We start from the raw sequence: 23069 nt of genomic DNA, 5'->3' as shown, positions 1-23069 counted from the left end.
CGTCAGCAGGAGCGCGGCCAGGCCGATGTGGACGGGGGATGACAGGCGATTCATGCCTTGTCCTCCCAAAGCATCTTCTTCATGGTCGCGCGCCGTTGGGCGCGTCTTTCCACCAGGCGACGTAGCCATACATAGAAGACCGGGGTCAGGAGCAGGCCGAAGAAGGTGACACCGACCATCCCCGAGAACACCGCGATGCCCATGGCCCGGCGCATCTCGGCGCCGGCACCGGAGGACAACACCAAAGGCACCACGCCCATGATGAAGGCGATGGACGTCATCAGAATCGGGCGTAACCGCAGATGGCAGGCCTTTAGCACTGCGCTGACGCAATCCAGGCCCTGCTGCTGTTTCTCCCGGGCAAACTCCACCAGCAGGATGGCGTTCTTGCACGCGAGCCCTGCCAATACGATCAGGCTGATCTGGGTGAAGATGTTGTTGTCGCCGCCGGTGAGCAGCACCCCGGCGATGGCTGACAGCAGGGTCATCGGGACGATGAGGACCACCGCCAGCGGCAGGCTCCAGCTCTCGTACTGCGCGGCCAGTACCAGGAACGCCAGCAGCACGCACAAGGGAAAAACCAGCAGGGCGGTATTGCCGGCGAGAATCTGCTGGTAGGTCAGTTCGGTCCACTCATAGGCCATGCCGTTGGGCAGTTCCTGCTGCAACAGCCGCTCCATGGCTGCCTGGGCCTGGCCGGAGCTGTACCCCGGAGCCGGGCTGCCGTTGATCTCGGCGGACAGGAAACCGTTGTAATGCATCACTCGGTCGGGACCGGACGACTCCCGTATCCGGACGAAGGATGACAACGGAATGAGGTCGCCCTGCCGGTTGCGTACTTTCAGCCTGCCGATCTGCTCCGGCGCCACGCGGTATGCCTGCTCGGCCTGGACATTGACGTGGTAGGTCCGCCCGAAGCGGTTGAAGTCGTTGGCGTACATCGAGCCCAGGTAGACCTGTAACGTGTCGAAGATTTCGTCGATCGCCACCCCATGGACCTTTGCCTTGTCCCGATCGATATCCGCGTCGATCTGCGGGACGTTCACCTGGTAGCTGGAGAAGACACCGGCCAGTTCGGGTAGCGCCCTGGCTTTGTCCACCAGCGACTGAATCTGCTGGTAGAGCGCTTCATGCCCCAGGCTGCCGCGGTCCTCGATCTGCACCCGAAAGCCCCCGATAGAGCCCAGGCTTTCCACTGGCGGTGGGGGAACCACCATCACGAAGGCCTCCTGGATCCGCCCATACTCGGCGGCCAAGGCCTGGGCGATGGCGGTGTCGGACATCGAGGCGTCCTTGCGTTCATCGAAGGATTTGAGCGGGATGAACATGAGCCCCGCGCTCACGCTATTGACGAAGCCGTTGATGGACAGGCCGCTGAAACTCACGGTATTGGCCACCCCCGGATGCTTCAGGGCAAGCTCGGACATCTTCAGGATGACGGCCTCGGTACGGTCCAGGCTGGCGCCTTCGGGCAACTGGGCAAAGGCGACCAGGTACTGTTTGTCCTGCTGAGGGATGAAGCCTGTGGGGGTTTTCTCCAGCCCCAGATAGGCCAGTCCCACCAGGCCGACATACAACATCAGGACGATGGCGCCCGCTCGCAGCAGTCGCGTGGCGAGGCTGACATAGCCCGCACTTGCCCGTTGGAACAGTCGGTTGAACGGAGCGAACAGCCAGCCCCCGAACAGTCGGTCGATCAGCTTCGACAGACGATCCTTGGGCGCGTCCTTGCCTTTGAGCAGTATCGCGGCCAGGGCGGGCGACAAGGTCAACGAGTTGAACGCCGAGATCACCGTCGATATCGCGATGGTGAGCGCGAATTGCCGGTAGAACTGCCCGGTGAGGCCGGAGATGAAAGCGCTCGGAATGAACACCGCGCATAGAACCAGGGCGGTGGCGATGACCGGGCCTGTCACTTCCTTCATCGCCTGGCGGGTCGCTTCTACCGGCGACTTGCCCATGTCGATGTTGCGTTCGACGTTCTCCACCACGACGATGGCGTCGTCGACCACGATACCGATAGCCAGCACCAGGCCGAACAGCGATAGCGCGTTGATGGAAAAGCCCAGCAGTTGCATGACCGCGAGCGTGCCGATCAGAGACACTGGCACTGCGGCTAGCGGAATGATCGACGCGCGCCATGTCTGCAGAAAGAGGATGACCACCAGCACGACGAGCGCGACGGCCTCCAGCAGCGTATACACCACCGCGGTGATGGAACTGCGCACGAAGATCGTGGGATCGTAGCCGATCGAGTACTCGACGCCCGGTGGGAAGTCTTGAGCGAGCTCGCTCATCCGCTTGCGAATCCGGTCGGACAGCTCGATGGCGTTAGCATCCGCGTCCTGGAAAATCTGCAGGGCGGTGGAAGGGCGACCGTCGAGGTGCGCGCGCAGGGCGTACTGGCTCGAGCCCAGTTCGATGCGTGCGACGTCGCGCAGGCGGACGATTTCGCCGTGCTCGCCGACATGCACGATGATGCGCTCGAACTCGTCCTCGTCGACCAGCCTGCCTCGGGCGTTAATGAGCAACTGGAAGGCGTTGTCGCTCGCGTTTGGCGGTGCGCCGAGCGAGCCGACGGCGACCTCCCGGTTCTGCTCGCGGATAGCGCGTATCACATCCGTCGCGGCCAGGTTGTAGGAAGCCACCTTGTCCGGATCCAGCCAGACCCGCAGGGCATAATCGCCTATCCCCAGCAGGCGGATGTCGCTGACACCCTCGATCTTGTACAGCTCGTCGATGACGTGAATGGTCAGGTAGTTGGCAAGATAGGTCGGGTCGTACTGGCCGCTCGGCGAATACAGGTGAACGACCTGGGCCAGCGCCGGCGACGTCTTGTCCACCGTCACGCCCAGCCGCTGGACATCGGGAGGCAGCTGGGTGGTCGCGCGGGTGACCCTGCTTTGCACCTGGACCAGCGCGGCATTGAGGTCCGTGCCCAGTGCGAAGGTCAGGGTCAGGGTCATCGAGCCGTCCGAGGTCGACTGGGAGGACATGTAGAGCATGTTCTCCACGCCGGTGATGGCCTGCTCCAGCGGTGAAGCTACGGTCTTGCCGAGCACGTCGGGGTTCGCGCCCGGAAATTGTGCCCGCACCACAATAGTGGGCGGCACGACTTCCGGATACTCACTGACCGGCAACTGGAACAGAGAGACGATTCCGCCGATCAGAATGAGCAGCGACAGGACGATGGCGAAGATCGGGCGTCGCACAAAGAACTGCGAGATGTTCATGGCGATGTCCTCCGCTCCGGGCCTTGTTGTGCGACAGGCGTCGGTTCGGTAGAGGCATTCAGCCGCGTCAAACGGGCCAGCACCTCAGCGGTCGCCATGGCCACCGCTTCCGGTGTAACCCTGGCACCGGGACGGGCATGCTGCAGGCCATTGACCACGATGCGGTCTCCTGCCTTCAGGCCCTCGCGGATCACGCGCAGGCCTTCGACCTTGGGGCCAAGCTGGACGGCGCGATAGCTCACCACCGCATCTTTGCCCAGCACCAGTACGAAGCGATTGCCCAGGTCGGTGCCAATCGCTTCGTCTCGGACCAGGGTGGCGGGGTAGCGGTCGCTGGCGGGTAATTGCAGGCGAACGTAGAGCCCGGGGGTCAGCTCGTTTTCGCCGTTGTCGATGACAGCACGTGCCTGCAGGGTACCGGTACGTGGATTGACTTGGTTGTCGAGGAAGTCCAGGCGACCTTCATACGCGGGTCGTTCGTCGGTACTCAGTGCCAAATGCACCGGCACACGGGAAGGGGAGAAGGCCTTTTCGCTTCGTATGCGGCGAATCTGCTTCAGGTAGGTGGCTTCGTCGATATCGAAGTACGCATAGAGCTCCTTCGTGCCCACCAGCGTGGTGAGCAGTGTGGCCCCCTCATTGACCAGGTTCCCGGCGGTCACCTGCGCGCGGCCGATGCGGCCGTCGATGGGCGCCGTGATGCGAGTGAAGCTCAGATTCAGGCGCGCGGCGTCGAGTTGGGCGCGGATCGCCGCAACGGCGGAACTGGCTTCGTGGTACGCCGTCTTGCGTGCGTCAGCCAGCTCGGCGGAAATCGCCTGGTTGGCCCTCAGCTTCTCGCCGCGCTGGGCTTCACTGGCGGCGCGGGTCTGTTTGGCGCGGGCCTGCTGAAGTTGTGCGTCGAGGCGATTGACCTCCGCCTGCAAGGGCCTGGGGTCGATCTGGAACAACAGCTCGCCTTTCTTGACGAGCGAGCCGTCTCGAAACAGCACGCGGTCGATATGCCCGGAGACCCTCGGCCGTAGATCGACTGACTCCGGGGCTTGAAGCCTGCCCGAGAATTCGTCCCAATCGGCGAGAGACTGGACGACGACCTCCGCGACGCTGACGACGGGGAGGGGGTGTTCCGTACTCGCTCCCTGGTTGGGCTGACCGCAGGCGCTCAGCGTGCTGACGGCGACCAGCGCCAAGGCGTGCTTGAGGCTGTTGGAACTGGAGATACGCATGATTGACTCCCAAAGATGGTTCACCTGGCCCTGACGGCGGCGTCAGAGCGACTGGGCCCAAGCGCCTGGTTGCTTTGCCTGCCAGCTGTCATGCAGCCATTTCTCGGTCTGGCGCTTTCCGGGGAAGGTGATCCAGACGATGTCGCGTTCGAACACCATGGGCTTCCCGTCGCTGCCGACGATGATCCAGAACCAGCGACCGTCGGCCAGATTGCGTGCCTTCACTTTCATGCCGCTCAAGGTCACGACCTCTTCGTGGCCGTCGCGCGTAACCTTCAACGGTTCATCGTGGGGTTCGATCCAACTGATCTTCATACGCTCGATCAGGTCGGGGGCATGCTGCTCGAGAAACAGCCTGGCAATTTCCTCGGAGCGTTCGCGCGACGGCAGTGGCTTGCCGACCAGGTCCAGCGACATATTGGCGAAGCCCTTGAGCACGCCGGCGTCCGAAACCAGGGTGCTGAAGTGTTCGCCATCCAGCCCTGCGTTGCGGCCATCGCTGCGCACGTAGCGGGTGAGTAGCGCTTGCTCGCCGTCGACAGTCACCTGGCGGCGAGCGGACTCCTGGTAGATGGAAGGCACTGCGATCGGGCGGGTGGCGGGCTGGTTCATGGCAGGTTTCTCCTTGGGCGAATCGGTGTTGGCGGTGGCAGTGATCGCTGCCAGAGCCATGGCGAGGGCAATGCTTGCGGTGCGAACCGGCGAGTTCATGGAAGGCTCCTTTCGAGTGGTTGACTGCCAGGCGTGGCAGGGGCTGCGGGCTGTACAGCTGGCCATGATTGGGGCTCGCCTTGAACGAAGAGCTGTGCCACCAGGCCTATCAGAACCAGCGTCATGTGCACCGATTGAATGGCGCCCTGCTTCAGCCAGTAGCCGAACCACAGGCCTCCGCAGATGAAGCCGAACCACAGCAACAGGAAGCAGGTCAGGGCGACGACGGCGCGGTTGCGGGCGACGTCCAGCGCGGTACGACTGCCCAGGCGCCAAGCCTTGGCGTAGGCGAATGCCGCATACCAGAGCAGCATCGAAACGACGATCTGGATGCCTGCCACCGCGTACAGCGCCGTTTCGGCCCAGTGCGCTGGCCAGGCGCGCCATCGTAGGGCCGCGCCCAGCAGTTCCTCTTCTTCCAGCAACACCATGGAAAGGGTGTTGCCGATATGGAAGCGGTTGGTTTCCGGGTCGGTGAGGTTGTTGAGTACGGCGATGCTCAACCAGAGGGCAAGACTGGCCACCACCGCCAGGCGGCTGAAGGAGAACGGGTGAAACGACATCATGGTTCTCCTCGATACAGGGACGCGTCGGGGTAGAGGATGGGCCAGTCACGTTGCTCCGCATGCCTGACCAGGGCCGGGTCGCCCGCCACTACCGTAGGATTCCCGACGCTCATCAAGAGGGGGAGGTCCGTCAGGTGATCGCCGTACCCGTAGCAGTCGGCTGGATCGACGCTGAGCGTATCCATCAGGCGCAAGGCGGCTTGCTGTTTGCCCAGGCCAATGGTTTGCGGCGGGATGAGCTGGCCGGTAAAACGCCCGTCGCGCGTCTCCATTCGATTTGCCAGAACGTGGGTGACCCCGAGTTCCGTCGCAAGGGGGGTGAGAAACTCCACGGCCGAGCCCGAGACGAAGGCGACTATGTCTGCGTTGCTCTGGTGCTCCTGAAGTGCCTGCAGGACTGGACGGATGAAGAATTTCGAGCGCGTCCGTTCCTGGACGTACCAGGCCTGGGCCGCGTCGGCCACCAGATCCGGCTGGTGGTCGCGGAAGTCTTCGTAGAACAGCGTGTTGATGGCAGAGCGATCGAAACCTTTCCTGACGTACTCATCGATACGTCTGGCAGAGGCAACTTCCGCCTCATTGCCACGTTCCTCTCCCCATAGCCGACGGAAGTAGAACCCTCGGAAACTGAACATGCTCTTGAGGTCGATGAGGGTTTCATCGACGTCGAAGAAAGCGATTCTTCGTGCTGTCATTACGATTACTCGAAAGGCGCTTGCACCTGGGTGCAAGCGGGCGATGGGATCAAAGGGTGGGAATCGGCTCAGTCATCAACTGCGCATGCGGATGCGGGGTCATGCGCAAGCGGCGGCGCAAGGTGTCGACTTGTGAGGACAGGGCGCGAGAGGCGAGCGTGGCCTCGCGCAGACCGAGGCGCTCGGCATCCATGACGCAGAACTTGACCTCCACGCCAGTGACGGATTGTTCGCCCTGCCAGACCTCCATCGTCGCCTGCACTTCGACGCGGTCGGGGCGCGGTTGCTTCAGGTCGATCAAGCGATAGCGGATCTGCGCCGGCAGCGGGAAGGCGAAGGCGGTGTAGCGGACATTCATCTCGTTGAGGACGAAGTAGCGTTTATGCGGTTTGTAGTCGTCCAGATGGAAGCGCTCCGTCACCGCCAGGAACATCTGGCGGCACGCTTCGAGCAGCACCATGCCTTGCACATGCTGTCCAGTGAGGTGGTCGAGCATCAGCTCGTTTTCGGCATGGAGCAGGAGGCTGGCGGTATAGAGGCCTTCCTCGTTCCTCTCCGGAACGGAGATCAGCACGTTCTTGCGCTGGCGCTTGTGGGCGAGCTCCTGGCCCGCCAGCTCCGCGCCCGTCCACAGGTCCCAATGATCGAATTCATCGGCATGCCCGCTGGCGATCGCCATGCGATAGGCATGCTGAATTTCCTTGCGGCCAAGCCCCTGCCCGGCAACGACCTTGCAACCTCTCAGCACGGATGGTCCCGGTGTCTTTAGCACCAGCAGCAGCGTGCTGTAGGACATCACGTTTTCATGCCTTGCGAAGTCTTCGAACTGGTTTGCAACTACAACGTAGATACTCATCAATGGATTCCCTTTCTATACCCGGGGCCTTCGGCAGGTCGTTTGGCCGATACCGGATTACTACAAAAACAGACCCGCTTCCCACTGACGTCCTGCGTGGAAACCAGGGCCGCTCGACTAGCGCACACGGGAGCTGTCATCTACCCGTGCAGCGCTGTACAACGCTGCAGCGCCGAGCCCCGCTGCGAGTACCAGAAGAAAAGATTCCACCTGCCAGGCGCGACTGATGTTTGCCAGCCACGGTCCAAGGCTCGCCCCGACAAAGAGCACGAAGGTGTAGAAGGACACCGCCAGGCCGCGAACATCAGGCGATGCCGCCGCGGCGATTCGAGCGATCAGCCCGGGGACACTGATGGCCACTCCCACGACATAGACGACACTGGCTGCCAGCAGCAGGGGAATGTGTTCTTGACCGGCGCTTGCACAGAGCACCAGTCCAAACGCCGCGACGCCAAGCCCCGTGGTAGCGACCCGCTTGGCTCCCCAGCGACCAATCAATTTGGCAGCGAGCAGTGGCGCGAGAAACGCCGGCAACGCCACGCCACGTGCTTGCATTCTGCTGATGCCCTGGCTTTCGATGAGCTCGCCCAGGTGCATATCCAGTCCTATGTAAAAGGCGACGAATGACATCAGCAGCAGGAGTGCGGGCAGATAGACACGGCGCAGGGCCGGGTTACCGAGCAAGGTGAAGATGGGTCGATATCCTTCCCACATCGAGCCCTTCGGACGTACCGCTCGAACTCCTTCCGGGACTGTGGCCAGGCGCAACGCGGTCGCGGCATAGATCACCACCAGTGGCATGAGGGCGTAACCCAGGCCCCAACGCCCCGCAACGAGGCTGCCGTAGATCTGCCCGAGCACACCTGCCGACAGGAACGCCGTACTCATCCAGGCCACTCCCCACACACGTTGCTTGGGGGTACCGCGCTCGGACAAGTAGGCGAGGGCCACGGGCGGGAAGGAGGCGGCGGCGAATCCCTGCAATGCCCGGCCGCAGATGAACAGGGTCGGCGTCTGCGCCCATGCGAGCCCCAGCGTGATGATGGCCAGCAGCACCAGGCCGCCGACCATGACCGTCCTGCGGCCAAGGCGATCGGACAAAGGCCCGAACACCAGAAAACCCGTGGCGTATGCGAACCCGAAGGCGCCCAGTGCGAGGCCAGCCTGTTCCTGCGGCAACTGATAGGCCTGTGCCAAAAGGGGCAGGATAGGCACCGGGATATACAAGAGAGAGACCACGGCGAGCGCGCAGAACACCATCTGCACCAGCAAAGTCGCTGTGGGTTGTTGAGCCATATCCTGTGTAGATGTGTGCATTGCTACATATCTCGATCAATAGAGGCGCCAGGGCATTGAAGTCGCGGCGTTACTGGCCGCGACGCGAGGGAGCCGCCCAAGGTTTAATTTTCTGTAGGTTGCTGTGTAGCGTGCTACATGATTTTTAAAAGACTCGGCCGATCAGCCGAGTTCCGTTTCCAGGCGCATTGTCCGCAGGGCAGGGGCCACCCTCATCATCAGCTTCACCAGAAGCTCGCGCTCATCGTCTTTGAAGTGGCTCATGAACTTGGCGACCCACTCGTAGTGTTTGGGCAGCACCCGGCCAAGGGTGCTGTCGCCCTCCGGGGTCAGCCGGACGATCCAGTAGCGCCCATCGTCCGGGTCCGGATGTTTCGTACAAAGACCGGCAGCTTCCATCTGCTTGATGGCGCGCGTCATCGTCTGCGAAGCCACGGCTACCCCATCAGCCAGCGCGCCGATCGAGAGCCCGCCGGGGTTACGCTTGAGCAGCAGCAGGACGAAGAACGGTGTTTGGGCAAGATTCTCGTGCGCGAGGTTGGCATTAAAGGCCGAGAGCATTTCATCCGTCGCCGACGCCCATACCAGCCAGGTATAGAGCCCCTCGACATCGGGGTTGTCATAGAGCTTGCCGAAGTGCTCGAGGGTTTCGCGCGAAGGCAGGTCTTTCAGTTCGAACATGGTATCTGTGCATGGCTGTGTAGTCGGCTGCATGTTGGTGACCGAGTCGTCGGGATGTCAAGCCAACGCTAATTGGGCTGACCAATTCAGATAAATCATGGAGGGGCAAGAAACAGTCGTACTCATTGTGCGGTATTCGTCTGTCAGCCCCTGCCTTCGATGGTCTAGGATGGGCTATTTGCCGCCGGCAAAGCCGCCAAGACCTAGAGTTGCAATTGAGTTCACGACATTTTCGACCGCGCCGCAGTGACCGCCTGCGAATCGCCACCTGCCGCAAATCCCGCAAATCCCTCAAGGAAGGTTCCCCATGCTACTGAGGTCCCTCGCAGCTATTGGCATTCTGTTGCTGGGTTTTCTTTCACCGATATTTCCGGCTCACGCGCAAGACATTGCGTTGTCCGGTCGGATGACCACCAGCAGCCACCCCTGGCTGGACCCCAGGGCGCGGCACTGGCTGGAAGGGCGGGGGCCGCTCACGATCGGGGTCGTGCGTCTCGATTATCCGCCCCTGTCAGTGCTCTATGGCGACCGCTACCAGGGCATCACCGCCGACTATCTGGCCCTGATGTTCGAGCGGCCGCCCAAGGTGCGCGCCTACTCGTCGCGGGCATCCGCACTGGCGGCCTTGCGCAGTGGCGAGATCGACCTGCTGGGCGCGGGCAGCGATGTCGAAGGCCGGGAAAATGGCCTGCTGCTCAGCGAGGCTTACCTGCCCGACCGGCCGGTGCTGGTGACGTCGCAGGCCCAGCCCTTCGATCCCGAGCAGGCCGGTAGCGTTCTGGGAATGACCGTCGGCTATCTTCAGCAACAGGCGGTACGAGAGGTCTATCCCCATAGCAAGGTCGAGCTTTTCGATTCGCCCCAGCGCGCGCTCGAGGCGCTGGTGCTGGGGGACGTAGACGCGGTGTTGGGGGACGCCGTGTCCTCGCATTACTTGATGCAAACCCATTACCTGCTGGGCCTGCGCATCGACAACTTTGCTCCTGTCGACAGCCAGGGTTTCCGCTTCCTTCTGCGTCCGGGCGACGAGCCGCTGAGGGGCATCATCGACCGGGCGATCCCCGGGATATCCAGGCGCTATGGGGACGATATCCTGCGCAGCTGGAGCGCCGGTCGCCGCTTGAGCATCGACGAAGCGCGGGTGAAGCTGGCGCCCGCGGAACAGCGCTGGCTGGACAGCCACCCGCAGGTCCCCGTGGCCATCAATTACTCGCTTGGAGCGCTGGGCGAGCTGGGACGGGACCGCGATGTCACCGGCATTGGCCGCGACTACCTGGAGTTGATCAGCCAGCGCAGCGGCCTGAAGTTCTCCTACCTGGGTACGCCAAACACCCTTGAAACCAACAAGCTCATCGCCGAGGGGCGCGCGCTGTTGACCCCGGCCATGCCTCAGTCCGAGCTGTTCGAGACGCCACTGGATGTCTTGCCGCCGTACCTGCGCAGCTCCACCGTATTGATGACCGCGACCAGTGCTGGCCGCCGCGCCGGCCGGCGTTTCACCGGGCTTGACGATCTGCATGGGAAGACGCTGGCGACGGGTGAAGGCTACTTTTTCATCGATACCATAAGACGTGACTATCCGGCGATTCGGCTCAAGGTATACCCCACGTTCCTCGAGGCCATGCGCTCGGTCGATTCGGGGCAGAACGAGGTGTACCTGAGCAGCGACTACACCGGCCGCTATCTGTCGGCCCAGTACTTCGACAATCGCATCCAGGTCACCGGGATCCTGCAGAGCACCTCCACGCCCATCGGCATCGGGGTGGCGAAGCACCAGCCGGAGTTGCGCAGCATCCTGGAGAAGGCGCAGCTGGCAATCACGCCTGAAGAGGTCGCGGAAATAGTCAAAGCCTGGGCACCGCGTTTCTCCAGGGGCGGGAGCGACTTCTGGCGTGACCATCGCGACAAGATTCTCCAGCTGGGTAGCCTCTTCGCGATCCTGATCGCCATCTCGCTGATCTGGGCCTTCTACCTGCGACGCCAGGTCCGCAGGACCCGGGCGGCCGAGGAACGGGCCGAGGCCGCCAACCAGGCCAAGAGCGTCTTCCTGTCAACGATGAGCCATGAGATACGCACGCCGCTGAACGCGATCATCGGCCTGCAGGAACTCGCCCTGCGCAGAGCGAAACAGGGGGAGGCCGACAGCGTATCCCTGTCCGTCGCCCAGGAAGCGGCCCAGGGGCTCCTGTTGCTGCTGGGCAATGTGCTGGATATTTCTCGCATCGAGTCTGGAAAGATCGATTCGTTTCCTGAGCCGGTGCTCATCAAAAAACAGATTGAAGGCGTCGTCTCGGTAGTGGCGGGCATGGCGCGACAAAAAGGCCTGACCCTGGACGTCAAGATGGAAGGCGACCTGCAGGCATGGGTGCTGCTGGACCCGCTGCATTTCAAGCAGGTGCTGTTCAACCTGCTCAGCAACGCCATCAAGTTCACCGAGCGCGGCGGCGTCACCCTGCAGGCCCGTACCCGCCGTGAGGGGGACAGCTTGTGCCTGGACCTCGATGTCATCGATACGGGCGTCGGCATTTGTGCCGAGGACATGGGCAAGCTGTTCAAACCCTTCTCCCAGGTGGGCGTACCAGGCACTGAGCAGATGTCCGGAAGCGGCCTGGGACTGAACATCAGCCGCCGCCTGGTGCAACTGATGGGGGGTCAGATCAACCCGCGTAGCGAACCTGGCAAAGGGTCGTGCTTCAGCCTCGAATTGAGCCTGCCCATCTGCGACCCTCCAGCCGCTGTCGAGGGCGAAGCTGCGCAGCAGGCCCAGCCCGTTTCTGCCCAAGTGCAGCCACTGTCCATCTTGCTGGCCGAAGATAACGCCTTCAATCGCGTCACCCTCAACACCCAGCTTGAGACCCTGGGGCATCGGGTCGTGGTTGCGGAAGACGGGCAGGAAGCCTTCAAGCGCTGGCTGAGCGCGGACTTCGACATCGTGCTCACGGACGGCATGATGCCCAGGATGGACGGCTTCGAACTCGCCAGGCGGATCCGCTGGGAGGAGTCCCACAGCGGCCTGCCACGCTGTCGCATCATTGCCCTGACGGCCAGCATCGAGGCGAGCGCCGTGGAGCGCTGCATGGCCGCCGGGATGGACCAGGTCTTGTTCAAGCCTGCAACCCTTGAAACGCTGCGGCAGGCTATCGCGTCCGTCCCGGCAGGCGGAACCGGCCCCGAGGAACCCCGATAAGCCGAAGCGGCCCTTTGCACGCCGGGTATCGGCCACCCTCGCAAGCGCGGCCGACTCGATGAACCCGGGAGCAGGGTTACCGGGAACGCTCCTTATGGATGAACGGGGTAATCGATGTATCCGCGCTGATCGCCACCAAAGAAGGTGCTTGGGTCGGGGGCATTCAGCGCCAGCCCGTCGCGGATCCGCCGGGGCAGGTCGGGGTTGGCTAAAAAGGGCCTGCCAAAGGCGATCAGGTCGGCGCGGTTGGCGGCCAGGGCCTGCTCCGCCGATTGCGGATCGTAGCCGCCGGCGAGCATCAGCACGCTGTTCCACTCTGAGCGCAGTTGCCCGATGATCGCGTCCCAGCGCGGGTCGAAGTTCTCGTCCTTGACGGTGCCGACCACGGCCGGTTCCACAAGGTGCAGATAGGCCAGGGGCCAGCGGTTCAGGGCGCGGACGATATGGCCGAAGGTGGCCTCGGGCGTTGCGTCGCCCATGCCCATGAAGCGACCCATGGGAGTGAGGCGTACCGCCACTCGTTCGGCGCCCACCTCATCGGCGACGGCCTCCACGACCTCCAGCAACAGCCGGGCGCGATTTTCCACGCTGCCGCCGTACGCGTCCTCGCGCTGATTGCTGTTGCTGTTGATGAACTGGTCGAGCAGGTAGCCGTTGCCTGCGTGGATTTCCACGCCGTCCATGCCGGCCTTCAGGGCGTTACGCGCCGCGCGCCGATAGTCGTCGACGATCTGCGCGATCTCCGCCACTTGCAGGGCGCGCGGCACCGGCACATCGCCCCAGACGCCGTTGCCCTCGTCGTCGACGATAAAGGTCTTGCCTGGAACCGGCAGTGCGCTGGGCGCCACCGGCAGGGCGTTGTCGGGCTGGAAGCTCGGGTGAGAGACACGCCCCACATGCCACAGCTGCATGAAAATCAGCCCGCCGGCTTCGTGCACTTGGGTGCTCACCTGGCGCCAGGCCGCCACCTGGGTATCGCTGTAGATCCCTGGGGTCCAGGCGTAGCCCTGGCCCTGGCGGGAAATCTGCGTGGCCTCGGTAACGATCAGCGCGGCACTCGCGCGTTGCCGGTAATACTCGGCGTTCATGGCGGTGGGCAGGTCGCCCGGCTGGCCGGCGCGGGAGCGGGTCAGTGGGGCCATGGCCACGCGGTGAGCCAGGGTGTAGGGGCCGACCGCAAGGGGTTGGAACAGGTGCTGAGTCATGGGTATTTCCTTATGAGGGCATCGATCGGGATGCCGTGGGTGCTCAGGCGGACGGTGCCTGGTTGAACAACAGGTGATTGCCGATTTGCGTGTCTTTGTTGGGCTCTAACCTAATCCGCCGGGCCGTGGCTGATAATCCAGCCGCCGCTCTACGCTGCATTGCGTGAAACGCAACGTCCTGAAGGGCGACGGGTGCATGGCGCGGCGGGCGGGCAGTCGATGGCGGGCGCGGCGATTGGCCCGCTCGATCCTCGATGCCTTGGCAGACTGCGAAAGGGCCGCCGCCGAAGCAGCGGCCCGGCCCTGCGCCGGACTCCAGGCTAGGCCGGCTGCTCGGAGCGGGTCAGGGGCAGGTTCAGCCAGCGCCGGCCGGTGGCATTGGCCACGGCATTGCCGATGGCGGCGGCCATGGGGCCCTGGACGATCTCGGCGGCGCCGAGGAATGGCTGTCCCGGCTGATCGAGCAAATGCACCTCGACCTGCCGAGGCAACTGCGGAAAACGCAGGATCGGATAACCGCTCCAGTCGTAGCTGCGCACGCCGCCCGGGTCGTAGCCGACCTTTTCGAACAGGGTCCAGCTGGCGGACTGCACGATGCCGCCTTCCACCTGGTTGCGCAGGCCATCGGGGTTGACGATCTGGCCCACGTCCACCGCTGTGACCACTCGATCGAGCTGCACCTCGCCGGTCTGTGGATGCACCCGCAGCAGGACGGCGATGGCGCAGTAGCCCATGATGTTTTTGTAGCGGGCAAACGCGAAGCCGATGCCTGCGCCGGGCTCCTTGCCCTTGTGCGGCCAGCCGCTGGCGTCCCGCACCCGTTCGACCACCGCCCGTGCCCGCGGGTCGCTCAGGTGGGCGAGGCGCAAGGCCACCGGATCGGCGCCGGCCCGGGTGGCCAGTTCATCGATGCAGGCTTCGATGGCGAAGATATTGATGTGGGCCCCCAGCGAGCGCATGGCGGAGGTGCGAAACGGCATGCGGGTGACGAAGTTCATGTCGATGCGGGTGGACGCCAGGGTGTACAGCGGCACGGCGTTGCGATCGCCATCCCCTTCGGGCTGGGCAATGGGGATCGACGGCGCGGAAACGAATGGCCGGGCCAACAGCCGCGCGGGAATCAAGCGGCCGGCATTGACGATGCGTTCGTTGTGCGGCGTGGTCCACAGCTCATAGGCCCAGTCCTGCAATCGGCCCTGGGCGTCGAGGCTGGCCTGGACCTCGGTGAGCATGGCGCAGCTGTAGGGCTCCCAGAGGTTTTCCTGCTCGCGCATCCACTGCACGCGCACCGGCGTGCCGGCGAGCCGCATCGCGATCAACGCGGCATCGGCCGCCGCATCGTCCGCGCCGTTGTGGCCGTAGCACCCGGAGCCCTCGGTATGGATGCAGCGCACCCGCTCCGGCGCTAGCCCGACCATCTCGGCGATCCCCGCGCGCAGCGGGTAGACCCCCTGGGTGTGGGTCCAGACCGTGAGCACGCCGTCCTTGAACCAGGCCACGGCGCAGGACGGGCCGATGGAACCGTGCATCAGGTACTGCTTGCTGAACCGCGCGCGATAGCGGGTGCTGGCGCCGACCGCCGGGTTGCCTTCATGGCTGATCGGGTAGCGGCGCGCGGGCAGGCGGGTCAGTAGCGCGTGGATGTCCCGCGCTTCGGGGATCGCCTCTCCAGCGCTCCAGCGGGCCTGCTCATAGCCGCTGCGCATCGCCTTGATGGCTTGCCACTCATCTCGGGCGACCACCGCCAGGTAGTTACCGTCCTGCACCACCCGCACCACGCCGGGCAGGGCCTTTAGCGCCTCGGCATCGAAGGCTTCCAGGCGGCAGCCAGGGCGGGGCGGGCGGATCACCCGGGCATGCAGCATGCCCGGCAGGCGCAGGTCCTGGACGAACGCGGCGCCGCCACTGACCTTGGCTGGGATATCCAGGCGAGGCAGCGAGTGGCCGATCAGCTTGAACGCGGACGGCGGCGTCGAGGGCGATTGCGCCTGCGCATAGTGGTGCAGGTCCACGCCCTTGACCGCCTCGGCATAGGGCATGCGCTGCCCGGCCGGGCCCTGGATCTGGCCCTCGTGCGTCGTCAGCAGCGCGGCGTCGACGGCCCAGCTGCGCGCGGCCGAATCCAGCAGCAATTGCCGGACCTGGGCCGCGGCGTTGAACAGGGCCGTGCCGCTGTCGAAAATGCTGTGGCTGCCGGCGGTGTAGCCTTCGTTAGGGGTCAGGGCGGTGTCCGCGGTAAGCAGGGTGATCGCGCCTGGCGCGAGGTCCAGGCGTTCGGCGGCAATCTGCAACAGCGCGGTTTTCACCCCCGTACCCAATTCGGCCTTGCCGGTGTAGACGGTGACGCCTTCGGCCGCGACGCGGATCCAGGCATCGAGGTAGGGGTTGGTGCGCAGGCTGCCCGGGAGATCGGGCGCCAGTACTACCGTGCCGAGGGTATCGACTTCGCTGTCGGCCAGCGCCTGGCGCACCGCCGGGACCAGGGTGAACGCCAGCACCAGCGCGCCACCACGCAGGAACGCGCGGCGCCCCTGGTCGACTTCATGGTGCCGGGTCATGGGGCGCTCCGCTCTTGCCTGGCCACGCGGCCGATGGCGTCGATGATCCGCAGGTGGGTGCCGCAGCGGCACAGGTTGCTCGCCATATGCTCGCCAATGGTGGCTTCGTCCGGATGAGGGTCGCGCTCCAGCAGCGCCTGGGCGCGCATCAGCATGCCGGCGATGCAGTAGCCGCACTGGGCGGCCTGGGCCTCGATAAAGGCTTTTTGCAAAGGCCCCGGGCGCTCCGCCGTACCCAGGCTCTCCACCGTGCGGATGGCCTTGCCCTCCAGGCCGCTGCAGGGCGTCAGGCAGGAAAATACCGGTCGGTCATCCACCAGCACCGTGCAGGCTCCGCATTGGCCCAGGCCGCAACCGTACTTGGCGCCATTGAGCCCCAGGTGATTGCGCAGGGCATACAGCAACGGCATGTCGGGCTCCAGCTCCAGCGCATGGGGCGAGCCGTTGACGTTGAGGGTCATGTGGGTCATTGCGCCTCCTGGCGTAATTCGTGAAGGGTGGAAGAAAGGTCGGCCCACGGCTGGCCCGGACTGGCCTGTTCGCGCAGGAACGAGGCCAGTGCCGCCAGCTGCTGATTGTCCAGGCTGGCGGTGAAGGGCGGCATGACCGGGCCGGGCAACCCCGGGGTGGCGGGCACGCCTTCGAGCACGGTCTTGAGAAAGTTGCGCGCGCTTGAGGCATGCAGCGCCGATGTCCGCTCCAGGGCCGGGCGCCCATCGATCTGGCGCATCGGTGCGGCCGGGCCATGGCAACCGGCACAGGCGCTCTGGAACAACTGGGCGCCAGGCGCCTGCTCGACCACTTCAGTGGGGCGCGCGGTGGCTGAAGCGGGTGCGGCGGGAGCGGGGTCCTTGAGGCTCAGCAGGTAGTCGGCAATCGCCTCGGCGTCGCTGGTCTGCGTGTTGCCCAGGCTGAGGCTGACCGGGCGCATCGGCCCGGCGGCGGTGCCATGGCCCTCGACCACCTCAGCCCGCAGGTAGCCCGCCAGTTGCTCGCGGCTCCAGGGCGCGGCGCGGTTGGCCAGGCCCAGCAGGGACGGCGCCTGCCAGCCGTCCACTATGCCGCCGCCAAGATGCTGGGCAGACTGCTCGGCGCCCAGCGGGTTGAGCGGAGAATGGCAGCCGGCGCAATGGCCGGGGCCTTCGACCAGATAGCGGCCACGGTTCCAGGTTGCGGATTGCTGCGCCACGGGCGCCAAGGGCTCCGCGTGCAGGAACAGCAGGTTCCAGAACGACACCAGCGGGCGGATGTTCATCGGGAAATTCATCCGGTTCTGCATGGCCGGCGAATGCACGGCGGGGCCGCTCATCAGATAGGCGTAGAGGTCCGTGATGTCCCGGTCCGTCATGCGTCGGTAGTAGGCGTAAGGGAAGGCCGGATACAGCAAGTGCCCGTCGCGGGCGACCCCTTCGCGCATCGCCCGCTCGAAGGCCGGCAATGACCATTGGCCAATCCCGGTCTCGGCATCCGGGGTGATATTGGTGCTGTAGAGCGTGCCGAACGGCGTCACCAGCGCCAGCCCGCCGGCCAGGTAGCGGCCGCCGGGGCGGGTATGGCACACCGCGCAATCACCGGCTTCGGCGACCCGCGCGCCGCGTTGCACCTGGGCGGCATCGAAGCGTTGTGGCGGTTCGGCCGGCGCGATCGCCGGGCGCCACATCAACAGCGCGGCGCCTATCGCGCCTGCCGTGGCGAGAACCACGGCGCCCAGCCACAGCTGCCTGGCGTTCATCGGGTCACCCTTCATTGGTCCGTGGAATCCGCGCGGGCGGACAGTGATGCAGTCGAGGTCATGGAAGTCTCCTTGAGCCGAAGCGCAGTGCGGTGACGGACCGCCCCGTGGCAAGTGCCCAAGGGTAGAGAAGGGGGGTGGACGGCGGTATTGGCAAACCGCGCAAAGACCTTTTGCGTCATCGGCAACGCCGGGATCGTTGCGTGATGCGCATTGCTCAATTGCCCCGGCGGTGGATTCTCCCGATTGAGCGTCGCGCCTAGCCTTGGCGAAACTTTTCTCCACGCGAACGAGGTTTCACCATGCCTACCGGCAATTTTGCAACGACGGCCAGCACGGCGGTGAAGGGCGAACGGTCCGCCACCCTTTCTGGCGCCCTGGTGGCCTTGCTGGCCTTCTGTTGTGGCGCGGTCGTCGCCAACCTTTACTACGCCCAGCCGATCGTCGAGCTGATCGCCCCGCAGATCGGCCTGTCGAATGCCCATGCCAGCCTGATTGTCTCGCTGACCCAGCTCGGCTACGCCGCAGGCCTGCTGCTGTTGGTGCCCCTGGCCGACCTGATGGAAAACCGCCGCCTGGTGGTGGGGTTCACGCTGGCCGTGAGCCTGTGCCTGATCGCCGCGGGCTTTACTGAGTCACCTTCGCTGTTCCTGGCGTTGTCGTTGCTCATCGGCCTGACTTCGGTGGCGGTGCAGATTCTGGTGCCGTTGGCCGCGCACATGGCACCCGAGGAAAGCCGCGGGCGGGTGGTCGGCAACATCATGAGCGGGCTGCTGCTGGGCATTCTGTTGTCGCGCCCGCTGTCAAGCCTGCTGGCCCAGGCGTTCGGCTGGCGCGGGGTGTTCTTCAGCGCCGCGGGCCTGATGGCGGTGATCGCCTGCGTCATGGCCGTTGCCCTGCCACGGCGCATGCCGACGCATCAGTCTTCCTATGGCGAGTTGATCGGCTCGGTCTTCGCCCTTGCGCGCCGCCATGCCGGCCTGCGTGAGCGCTCCTTGTACCAGGGTTTGTTGTTCGCCAGCTTCAGCCTGTTCTGGACCATCGTGCCCATCGAGCTGATTCGCCAGCACGGCTTCAGCCAGGCACAGGTGGCGGTGTTCGCCCTGGTGGGCGCGGTGGGGGCGATCGCGGCGCCTATCGCCGGCCGGCTGGCCGACGCCGGGCATGGCCAGCGCGGCACTCTCGTGGCCTTGTTGCTGGCGCCGCTGTCCCTGCTGATAGGGGCGCTGCCGGGCAGTGGCTACCTGTGGCTAGTGGTGTGCGCGGTGCTGCTGGATTTTGCCGTGCAGTTGAACATGGTGCTTGGCCAGCGTGAGGTGTACGCCATCGACCCCCACAGCCGGGCGCGCCTGAATGCGGTGTACATGACCAGCATCTTCGTCGGCGGCGCCCTGGGCTCGCTGGTGGCCAGCCCGCTGTATGAGCAGGTGGGATGGAGCCTGTCGGCGACTTTGATTGCCGCGGTTCCTGGCTTGGCGCTGCTGCTGTTTCTCAGCCGTCGGTACCGCCAGGGGTGAGCCACGTTGAATGCCCCAGGGCGCGGGCCGCGGCGCTTGAGCACAACCATACAAGACACTTCATGCACCCTCAGGCATAGTCCTTCGATTGATTTTTTGCTCGCGGAATCGGCTTATGGACAAGTTGCTGGCGCTGAAGATGTTTGTTGAAACCGTGCGCTGTGGCGGCTACTCATCGGCGGCGCGCAAGCTCGGTCTGTCGACGTCTTCGGTGACGCGGCAGGTGGCGGGGCTGGAAAGCGAGCTGGGCGCCAGCCTGCTCAATCGCACCACGCGCAACACCAGTGTCACGCTCGCCGGGCAGGCCTATTTCGACAAGGCCGTGGCGATTCTCGAGGCCATCGACGAAGCCGACGCCAGCGTCGCCGATCGTGGCAGCGAAGCCCAGGGGCATCTGCGGGCCAGCGTTCCGGTGGAGTTCGGCCGGCGCATCATCGCCCCGCACCTGGGGCGCCTGCTCGAACGCCATCCGGGGCTGGAGATCAGCCTGTCGTTGAGCGACCGGGTCAGCGACCTGATCAGTGAGCGTATCGATGTCTCGGTGCGCCTCGGTTCCTCGGTGGTCAGCGATGACATCGTCAGCAAGAAGATCGGCGACTTCCAGCGTTGGGTCGTGGCCAGCCCCGACTACCTGGCACGCACCGGCCTGCCGCGCCAGCCGAGCGACCTGCTGGAGCACCAGTGCCTGCGGTTCGACTATGGCGGCGTGCACCAGGACTGGACCTTCCAGGGCGACGAAAACCCCCAGCGCCTGGGGGTGCAGGGACGCTTGCAGAGCAACAACGCCGACATCCTGCGCGAGGCGGCGCTGGCCGGTGGTGGTGTGGCGCTGCTGGCCGACTGGCTGGTGCGCGACGATGTCGGCCAGGGTCGCCTGACCCGCGTGCTGGAGCAGTACGAGGTCAATCCCGGCACCGCCAGCACCTGCATCAACGCGCTGTACCTGCCCAACCATCGCGGCTCCAGTCGCATCAATGTGTTTATCGAGTTCCTCGAGGAAATCCTTGCCGCCTGAGCCGCGCCCAGGTCTCGAGCAAGACAGCGTTGCGCGCCCTGTGGCTACTCGTCCGGCAGGTGCGCGCCTAGAGTCTGGCCATCATTGGTAGAAGCAAGGTGGTCGCTATGGGTAACGTCATTCATCTGGCGTACGACTTCATCAATCCCTGGTGCTGGATCGGCGAGCTGAACCTGCGCCAGGCCATGGCGGCGGCGCACCGGCCACGGCCGATCGTCTATGTGCCGAGCCGCTCCACGTTTGATCTTCCCGCCAGCCGCATCGAGCAGGGCGAGTACGCCCGGCGCCGGTTCGGCAGCCTGGCGCGCAGCCGGTTGTTCGAAGCGCAGATCACCCGGGCCGGCCAGGCGCTGGGGCTGCGTTTTGCCTTCGAGCGAATCGAGCGCCTGGTCGACAGCGACCCGGCGCACAGCCTGATGCTCGAGCGTGCCGCCCGCGGTGGCGACTGCGCCGCGCTGTTCGCGCGGATCTTCCGTGCCTATTTCTGCGAGGGCCGCGATATTGGCGATGCGCGGGTGCTCGCGGAGCTGGGCGGGGACGGCAAGCGCGAGCAGGAGCGGCTGCTCGACTACCTGCGCAGTGGTGAAGGACGGGCTGCGTTGCAGTGCCACAAGCGCGATGCCGCGGACTGGTCGGGCGGGGTGCTGCCAGCCTTTCGCATCGGCGACACCCGGGTCTCGGGCGCCCAGCCCGGCGCCTTGCTGGCGCGGGTGTTGCGGGACGTGACGGTGCCAGACGCGCAGGTGGCCCATGCCTTGGGTTAGCCGTCATCTGGCCGCTGCCAACGGGCCTGCCCGGCGCACGGCCCGAGCAGGCTCGGCCCACCGCGCAGGATCAGAACGGCCCGAGCTTGAGCGGGTACTGAATGACGATGTACAGCCGGTCGATGTCGTCGCCGGCCTGGGCGGCGTTGGCCCGGTGGCTGACGTGGGACAGTTGCAGCGACAGGTCCTTGGCCGGACCCGACTGCACGATGTAGTGCAGGTCCAGGTCGCGTTCCCAATGGCGTCCGCCCCGGCCCTGTTGCGGGCTGTAGGTGCCGCTGGCGGGATCGAAGGGGTTGTAGGCGCCGCCCTGGGGCGCGTGGCTGCCGTCGACGCCGCGACCGCTCACATAGCGCGCCATGAAGCTCAGGCCGGGAATGCCCAGGGCGCCCAGGTCGAGGTCGTAGCGCGCTTGCCAGGAGCGTTCGCCCGGGCCATTGAAGTCGGCGTACTTGATCGAGTTGGCGAGGTAGATGGAGTCGCCGCCGACGAAGTCGAAGGGCGTATCGCCGTGGATTTTTTGATAGGCCAGGGTGAATGCCTGGGCGTCGATCCGGTATTTGCCGGAGAGGCTGTAGGCCGTGGTGTCGATGGCGCCGGCCGCGGCCTGGCCCTGGTCGCGGGTGCGGTACAGGTTGCCGTCGAGGAACCACTGGCCAAGGCTGGCATGCAGGTTGGCGTAGTACTGGCGCCAGGTGTCGCTCAGCTCCGAGGCGTAGAGGGCGCCACCCAGCGCCTGGCCGGCGAACAGGTCGGCGCCGATGAAGTCGATGCTGGCGTGGCGGGTGGTTGCCCCGTAGCCGGAAAAGTCGCCCTTGGCGGTGGAGGCGTCCTGGTTCTTGAAGGCGTTGAAGTGACCGGCCTGCAGGTCGAGCCCTTCGAGTTCCCGGCTGGAGAGCAGCAGGCCACTGGCGTATTCCGGTTGCAGGCGTTTGTCGGCGGTGTCGAACACCGGGGTCGCCACGCTCATTTCACCGAGCGCCAGGGTGGTCCGCGAGGCCTTGAACTTCAGCGCGCCGCCGGCGCTGGAATAGCTGCCTTCGCTGCGCCCGTCATGATCCAGCGGCAACAGGCCCGTCCCGGAATGCCCCTTGCCGCCGTCCAGTTTCAAGCCCAGGAAGCCGTGGGCATCGACCCCCACGCCGAGGGCGCCGGGGGTGAAGCCGGACGCGAACGAGGCGATGAAGCCCTGGGCCCATTCCTGCTTGTAGCTCTTGCCGGCCGGGGTCGGGGAGCGATAGTCGTTGTTGAGGTAGAAGTTGCGGCTGAGCACTTCAAGGCTCGCCCCCTCAAGGAAACCGGGGGTGTCCTGTGCGCTCTGTGCCGCCAGCGCCGGGGCGCCGCCGCTGAGCAAGGCGAGCAGCCACAGCGGCGTCAGGCGGATGCGCATCGGCCCGGGGGCGGTGAGGTGTTTCGAGGCAAGCAGCATGCTGATTTCCCGCGTCAAGGTGGGTGGTCCAGGACGCGGCTGGCCGCGGGTCCGGCAGCTGCCGGCACGCCTTCGGTCTGCCCGCGTCCGCTCGGCGTGGCCATCGGATCGAGGCGAAGCATGGTTGCGTATTGCACTGCGCGGGGATTGTACGGCTGTGCTGCGTTCGGCCGTTTGCGCGGGCAGGCAGGCGGCAGGTGCGGTTCGCAGTGGGCGCTGCGGCAGTTTTTAAATTGTCTCTATTTTGGAATCAATGATTCTCTATTTTGTTGGATTGTCCCTTTTTGTTTTGACCCCTAAATTAGCCACCAAGCCGGCAGCAAAGCCTCCCACAGCGGAACCCGCGCCGAGCTCCCGAATTGTGCCACTCAACGTTTGAACCTACTCGACAGCAAAAG

At 64.9% G+C, this 23069-nt stretch carries 17 protein-coding genes; 4 read left to right on the top strand and 13 right to left on the bottom strand.

Translation table 11 applies throughout. The annotated features are described in order from the left end of the window. Positions 1-50: 50 nt before the first annotated feature. From CXQ81_RS20240 to CXQ81_RS20205, 8 genes are all read right to left on the bottom strand, one after another. The gene (locus CXQ81_RS20240; RefSeq protein ID WP_101338352.1) at positions 51-3233 is read right to left on the bottom strand and encodes an efflux RND transporter permease subunit; all 3183 of its coding nucleotides are present in this window, start codon (positions 3231-3233) and stop codon (positions 51-53) included. Further along, positions 3230-4459, bottom strand: a complete 1230-nt coding sequence (locus CXQ81_RS20235; protein WP_101338351.1) for an efflux RND transporter periplasmic adaptor subunit — start codon at positions 4457-4459, stop codon at positions 3230-3232. The genes CXQ81_RS20240 and CXQ81_RS20235 overlap by 4 nt, the downstream gene beginning before the upstream one ends. A 42-nt stretch (positions 4460-4501) precedes the next feature. Continuing rightward, the gene (locus CXQ81_RS20230; protein ID WP_101338350.1) at positions 4502-5170 is read right to left on the bottom strand and encodes a hypothetical protein; all 669 of its coding nucleotides are present in this window, start codon (positions 5168-5170) and stop codon (positions 4502-4504) included. Next, positions 5167-5733: a DUF2165 family protein gene (locus tag CXQ81_RS20225; RefSeq protein WP_256593405.1), complete on the bottom strand. Its 567-nt coding sequence runs from the start codon at positions 5731-5733 to the stop codon at positions 5167-5169. Before CXQ81_RS20225 ends, CXQ81_RS20230 begins: the two co-directional genes overlap by 4 nt. Next, positions 5733-6431: an HAD family phosphatase gene (locus CXQ81_RS20220; protein ID WP_101338348.1), complete on the bottom strand. Its 699-nt coding sequence runs from the start codon at positions 6429-6431 to the stop codon at positions 5733-5735. Before CXQ81_RS20220 ends, CXQ81_RS20225 begins: the two co-directional genes overlap by 1 nt. A 49-nt stretch (positions 6432-6480) precedes the next feature. After that, positions 6481-7287, bottom strand: a complete 807-nt coding sequence (locus tag CXQ81_RS20215; protein ID WP_101338347.1) for an AfsA-related hotdog domain-containing protein — start codon at positions 7285-7287, stop codon at positions 6481-6483. A 117-nt stretch (positions 7288-7404) separates the two neighbouring features. Then, entirely contained in the window at positions 7405-8583 is a 1179-nt protein-coding gene (locus tag CXQ81_RS20210; RefSeq protein WP_256593404.1) for an MFS transporter, read from the bottom strand. Between the two features lie 162 nt (positions 8584-8745). Further along, positions 8746-9264 (bottom strand): MarR family winged helix-turn-helix transcriptional regulator, encoded by a 519-nt coding sequence (locus tag CXQ81_RS20205; protein ID WP_007924376.1) that lies wholly within the window; start codon positions 9262-9264, stop codon positions 8746-8748. A 307-nt stretch (positions 9265-9571) separates the two neighbouring features. Between CXQ81_RS20205 and CXQ81_RS20200 the strand changes: the two genes are divergently transcribed. Beyond that, positions 9572-12451 (top strand): ATP-binding protein, encoded by a 2880-nt coding sequence (locus tag CXQ81_RS20200; protein ID WP_101338345.1) that lies wholly within the window; start codon positions 9572-9574, stop codon positions 12449-12451. A gap of 92 nt (positions 12452-12543) precedes the next feature. Here CXQ81_RS20200 and CXQ81_RS20195 read toward each other — a convergent pair whose 3' ends face one another. The 4 genes from CXQ81_RS20195 to CXQ81_RS20180 form a co-directional block, all read right to left on the bottom strand. Beyond that, positions 12544-13656, bottom strand: a complete 1113-nt coding sequence (locus tag CXQ81_RS20195; RefSeq protein ID WP_101338344.1) for an alkene reductase — start codon at positions 13654-13656, stop codon at positions 12544-12546. A gap of 320 nt (positions 13657-13976) precedes the next feature. After that, the gene (locus CXQ81_RS20190) at positions 13977-16214 is read right to left on the bottom strand and encodes a molybdopterin cofactor-binding domain-containing protein (protein WP_101338343.1); all 2238 of its coding nucleotides are present in this window, start codon (positions 16212-16214) and stop codon (positions 13977-13979) included. Beyond that, entirely contained in the window at positions 16211-16684 is a 474-nt protein-coding gene (locus CXQ81_RS20185) for a (2Fe-2S)-binding protein (RefSeq protein ID WP_053261686.1), read from the bottom strand. Before CXQ81_RS20185 ends, CXQ81_RS20190 begins: the two co-directional genes overlap by 4 nt. After that, positions 16681-17946: a cytochrome c gene (locus CXQ81_RS20180; RefSeq protein WP_101338342.1), complete on the bottom strand. Its 1266-nt coding sequence runs from the start codon at positions 17944-17946 to the stop codon at positions 16681-16683. Before CXQ81_RS20180 ends, CXQ81_RS20185 begins: the two co-directional genes overlap by 4 nt. A gap of 302 nt (positions 17947-18248) precedes the next feature. Here CXQ81_RS20180 and CXQ81_RS20175 point away from each other — a divergent pair, with 302 nt between their 5' ends. The 3 genes from CXQ81_RS20175 to CXQ81_RS20165 all read left to right on the top strand — a co-directional run bounded on the left by CXQ81_RS20175 (position 18249) and on the right by CXQ81_RS20165 (position 21242). After that, complete coding sequence (locus CXQ81_RS20175) at positions 18249-19463, top strand: MFS transporter (RefSeq protein ID WP_101338341.1); 1215 nt, start codon at positions 18249-18251, stop codon at positions 19461-19463. Between the two features lie 115 nt (positions 19464-19578). After that, positions 19579-20478, top strand: coding sequence for a LysR family transcriptional regulator (locus tag CXQ81_RS20170; RefSeq protein WP_101338340.1), 900 nt, complete (start codon positions 19579-19581; stop codon positions 20476-20478). Positions 20479-20585: 107 nt separating this feature from the next. After that, positions 20586-21242 carry a DsbA family protein gene (locus CXQ81_RS20165; protein ID WP_101338339.1) on the top strand — a complete coding sequence of 219 codons (657 nt, stop codon included), beginning with the start codon at positions 20586-20588 and terminating at the stop codon, positions 21240-21242. 70 nt (positions 21243-21312) lie between these two features. On the opposite strand, the gene CXQ81_RS20160 is transcribed toward CXQ81_RS20165, so the two are convergent. Next, positions 21313-22671: an OprD family porin gene (locus CXQ81_RS20160; protein ID WP_101338338.1), complete on the bottom strand. Its 1359-nt coding sequence runs from the start codon at positions 22669-22671 to the stop codon at positions 21313-21315. Positions 22672-23069: the final 398 nt, after the last annotated feature.

The organism is Pseudomonas sp. 09C 129, assembly GCF_002843625.1.
Taxonomy (GTDB): Bacteria; Pseudomonadota; Gammaproteobacteria; order Pseudomonadales; family Pseudomonadaceae; genus Aquipseudomonas; species Aquipseudomonas chlororaphis.
This window is presented reverse-complemented; position numbering and strand designations above follow the sequence as displayed.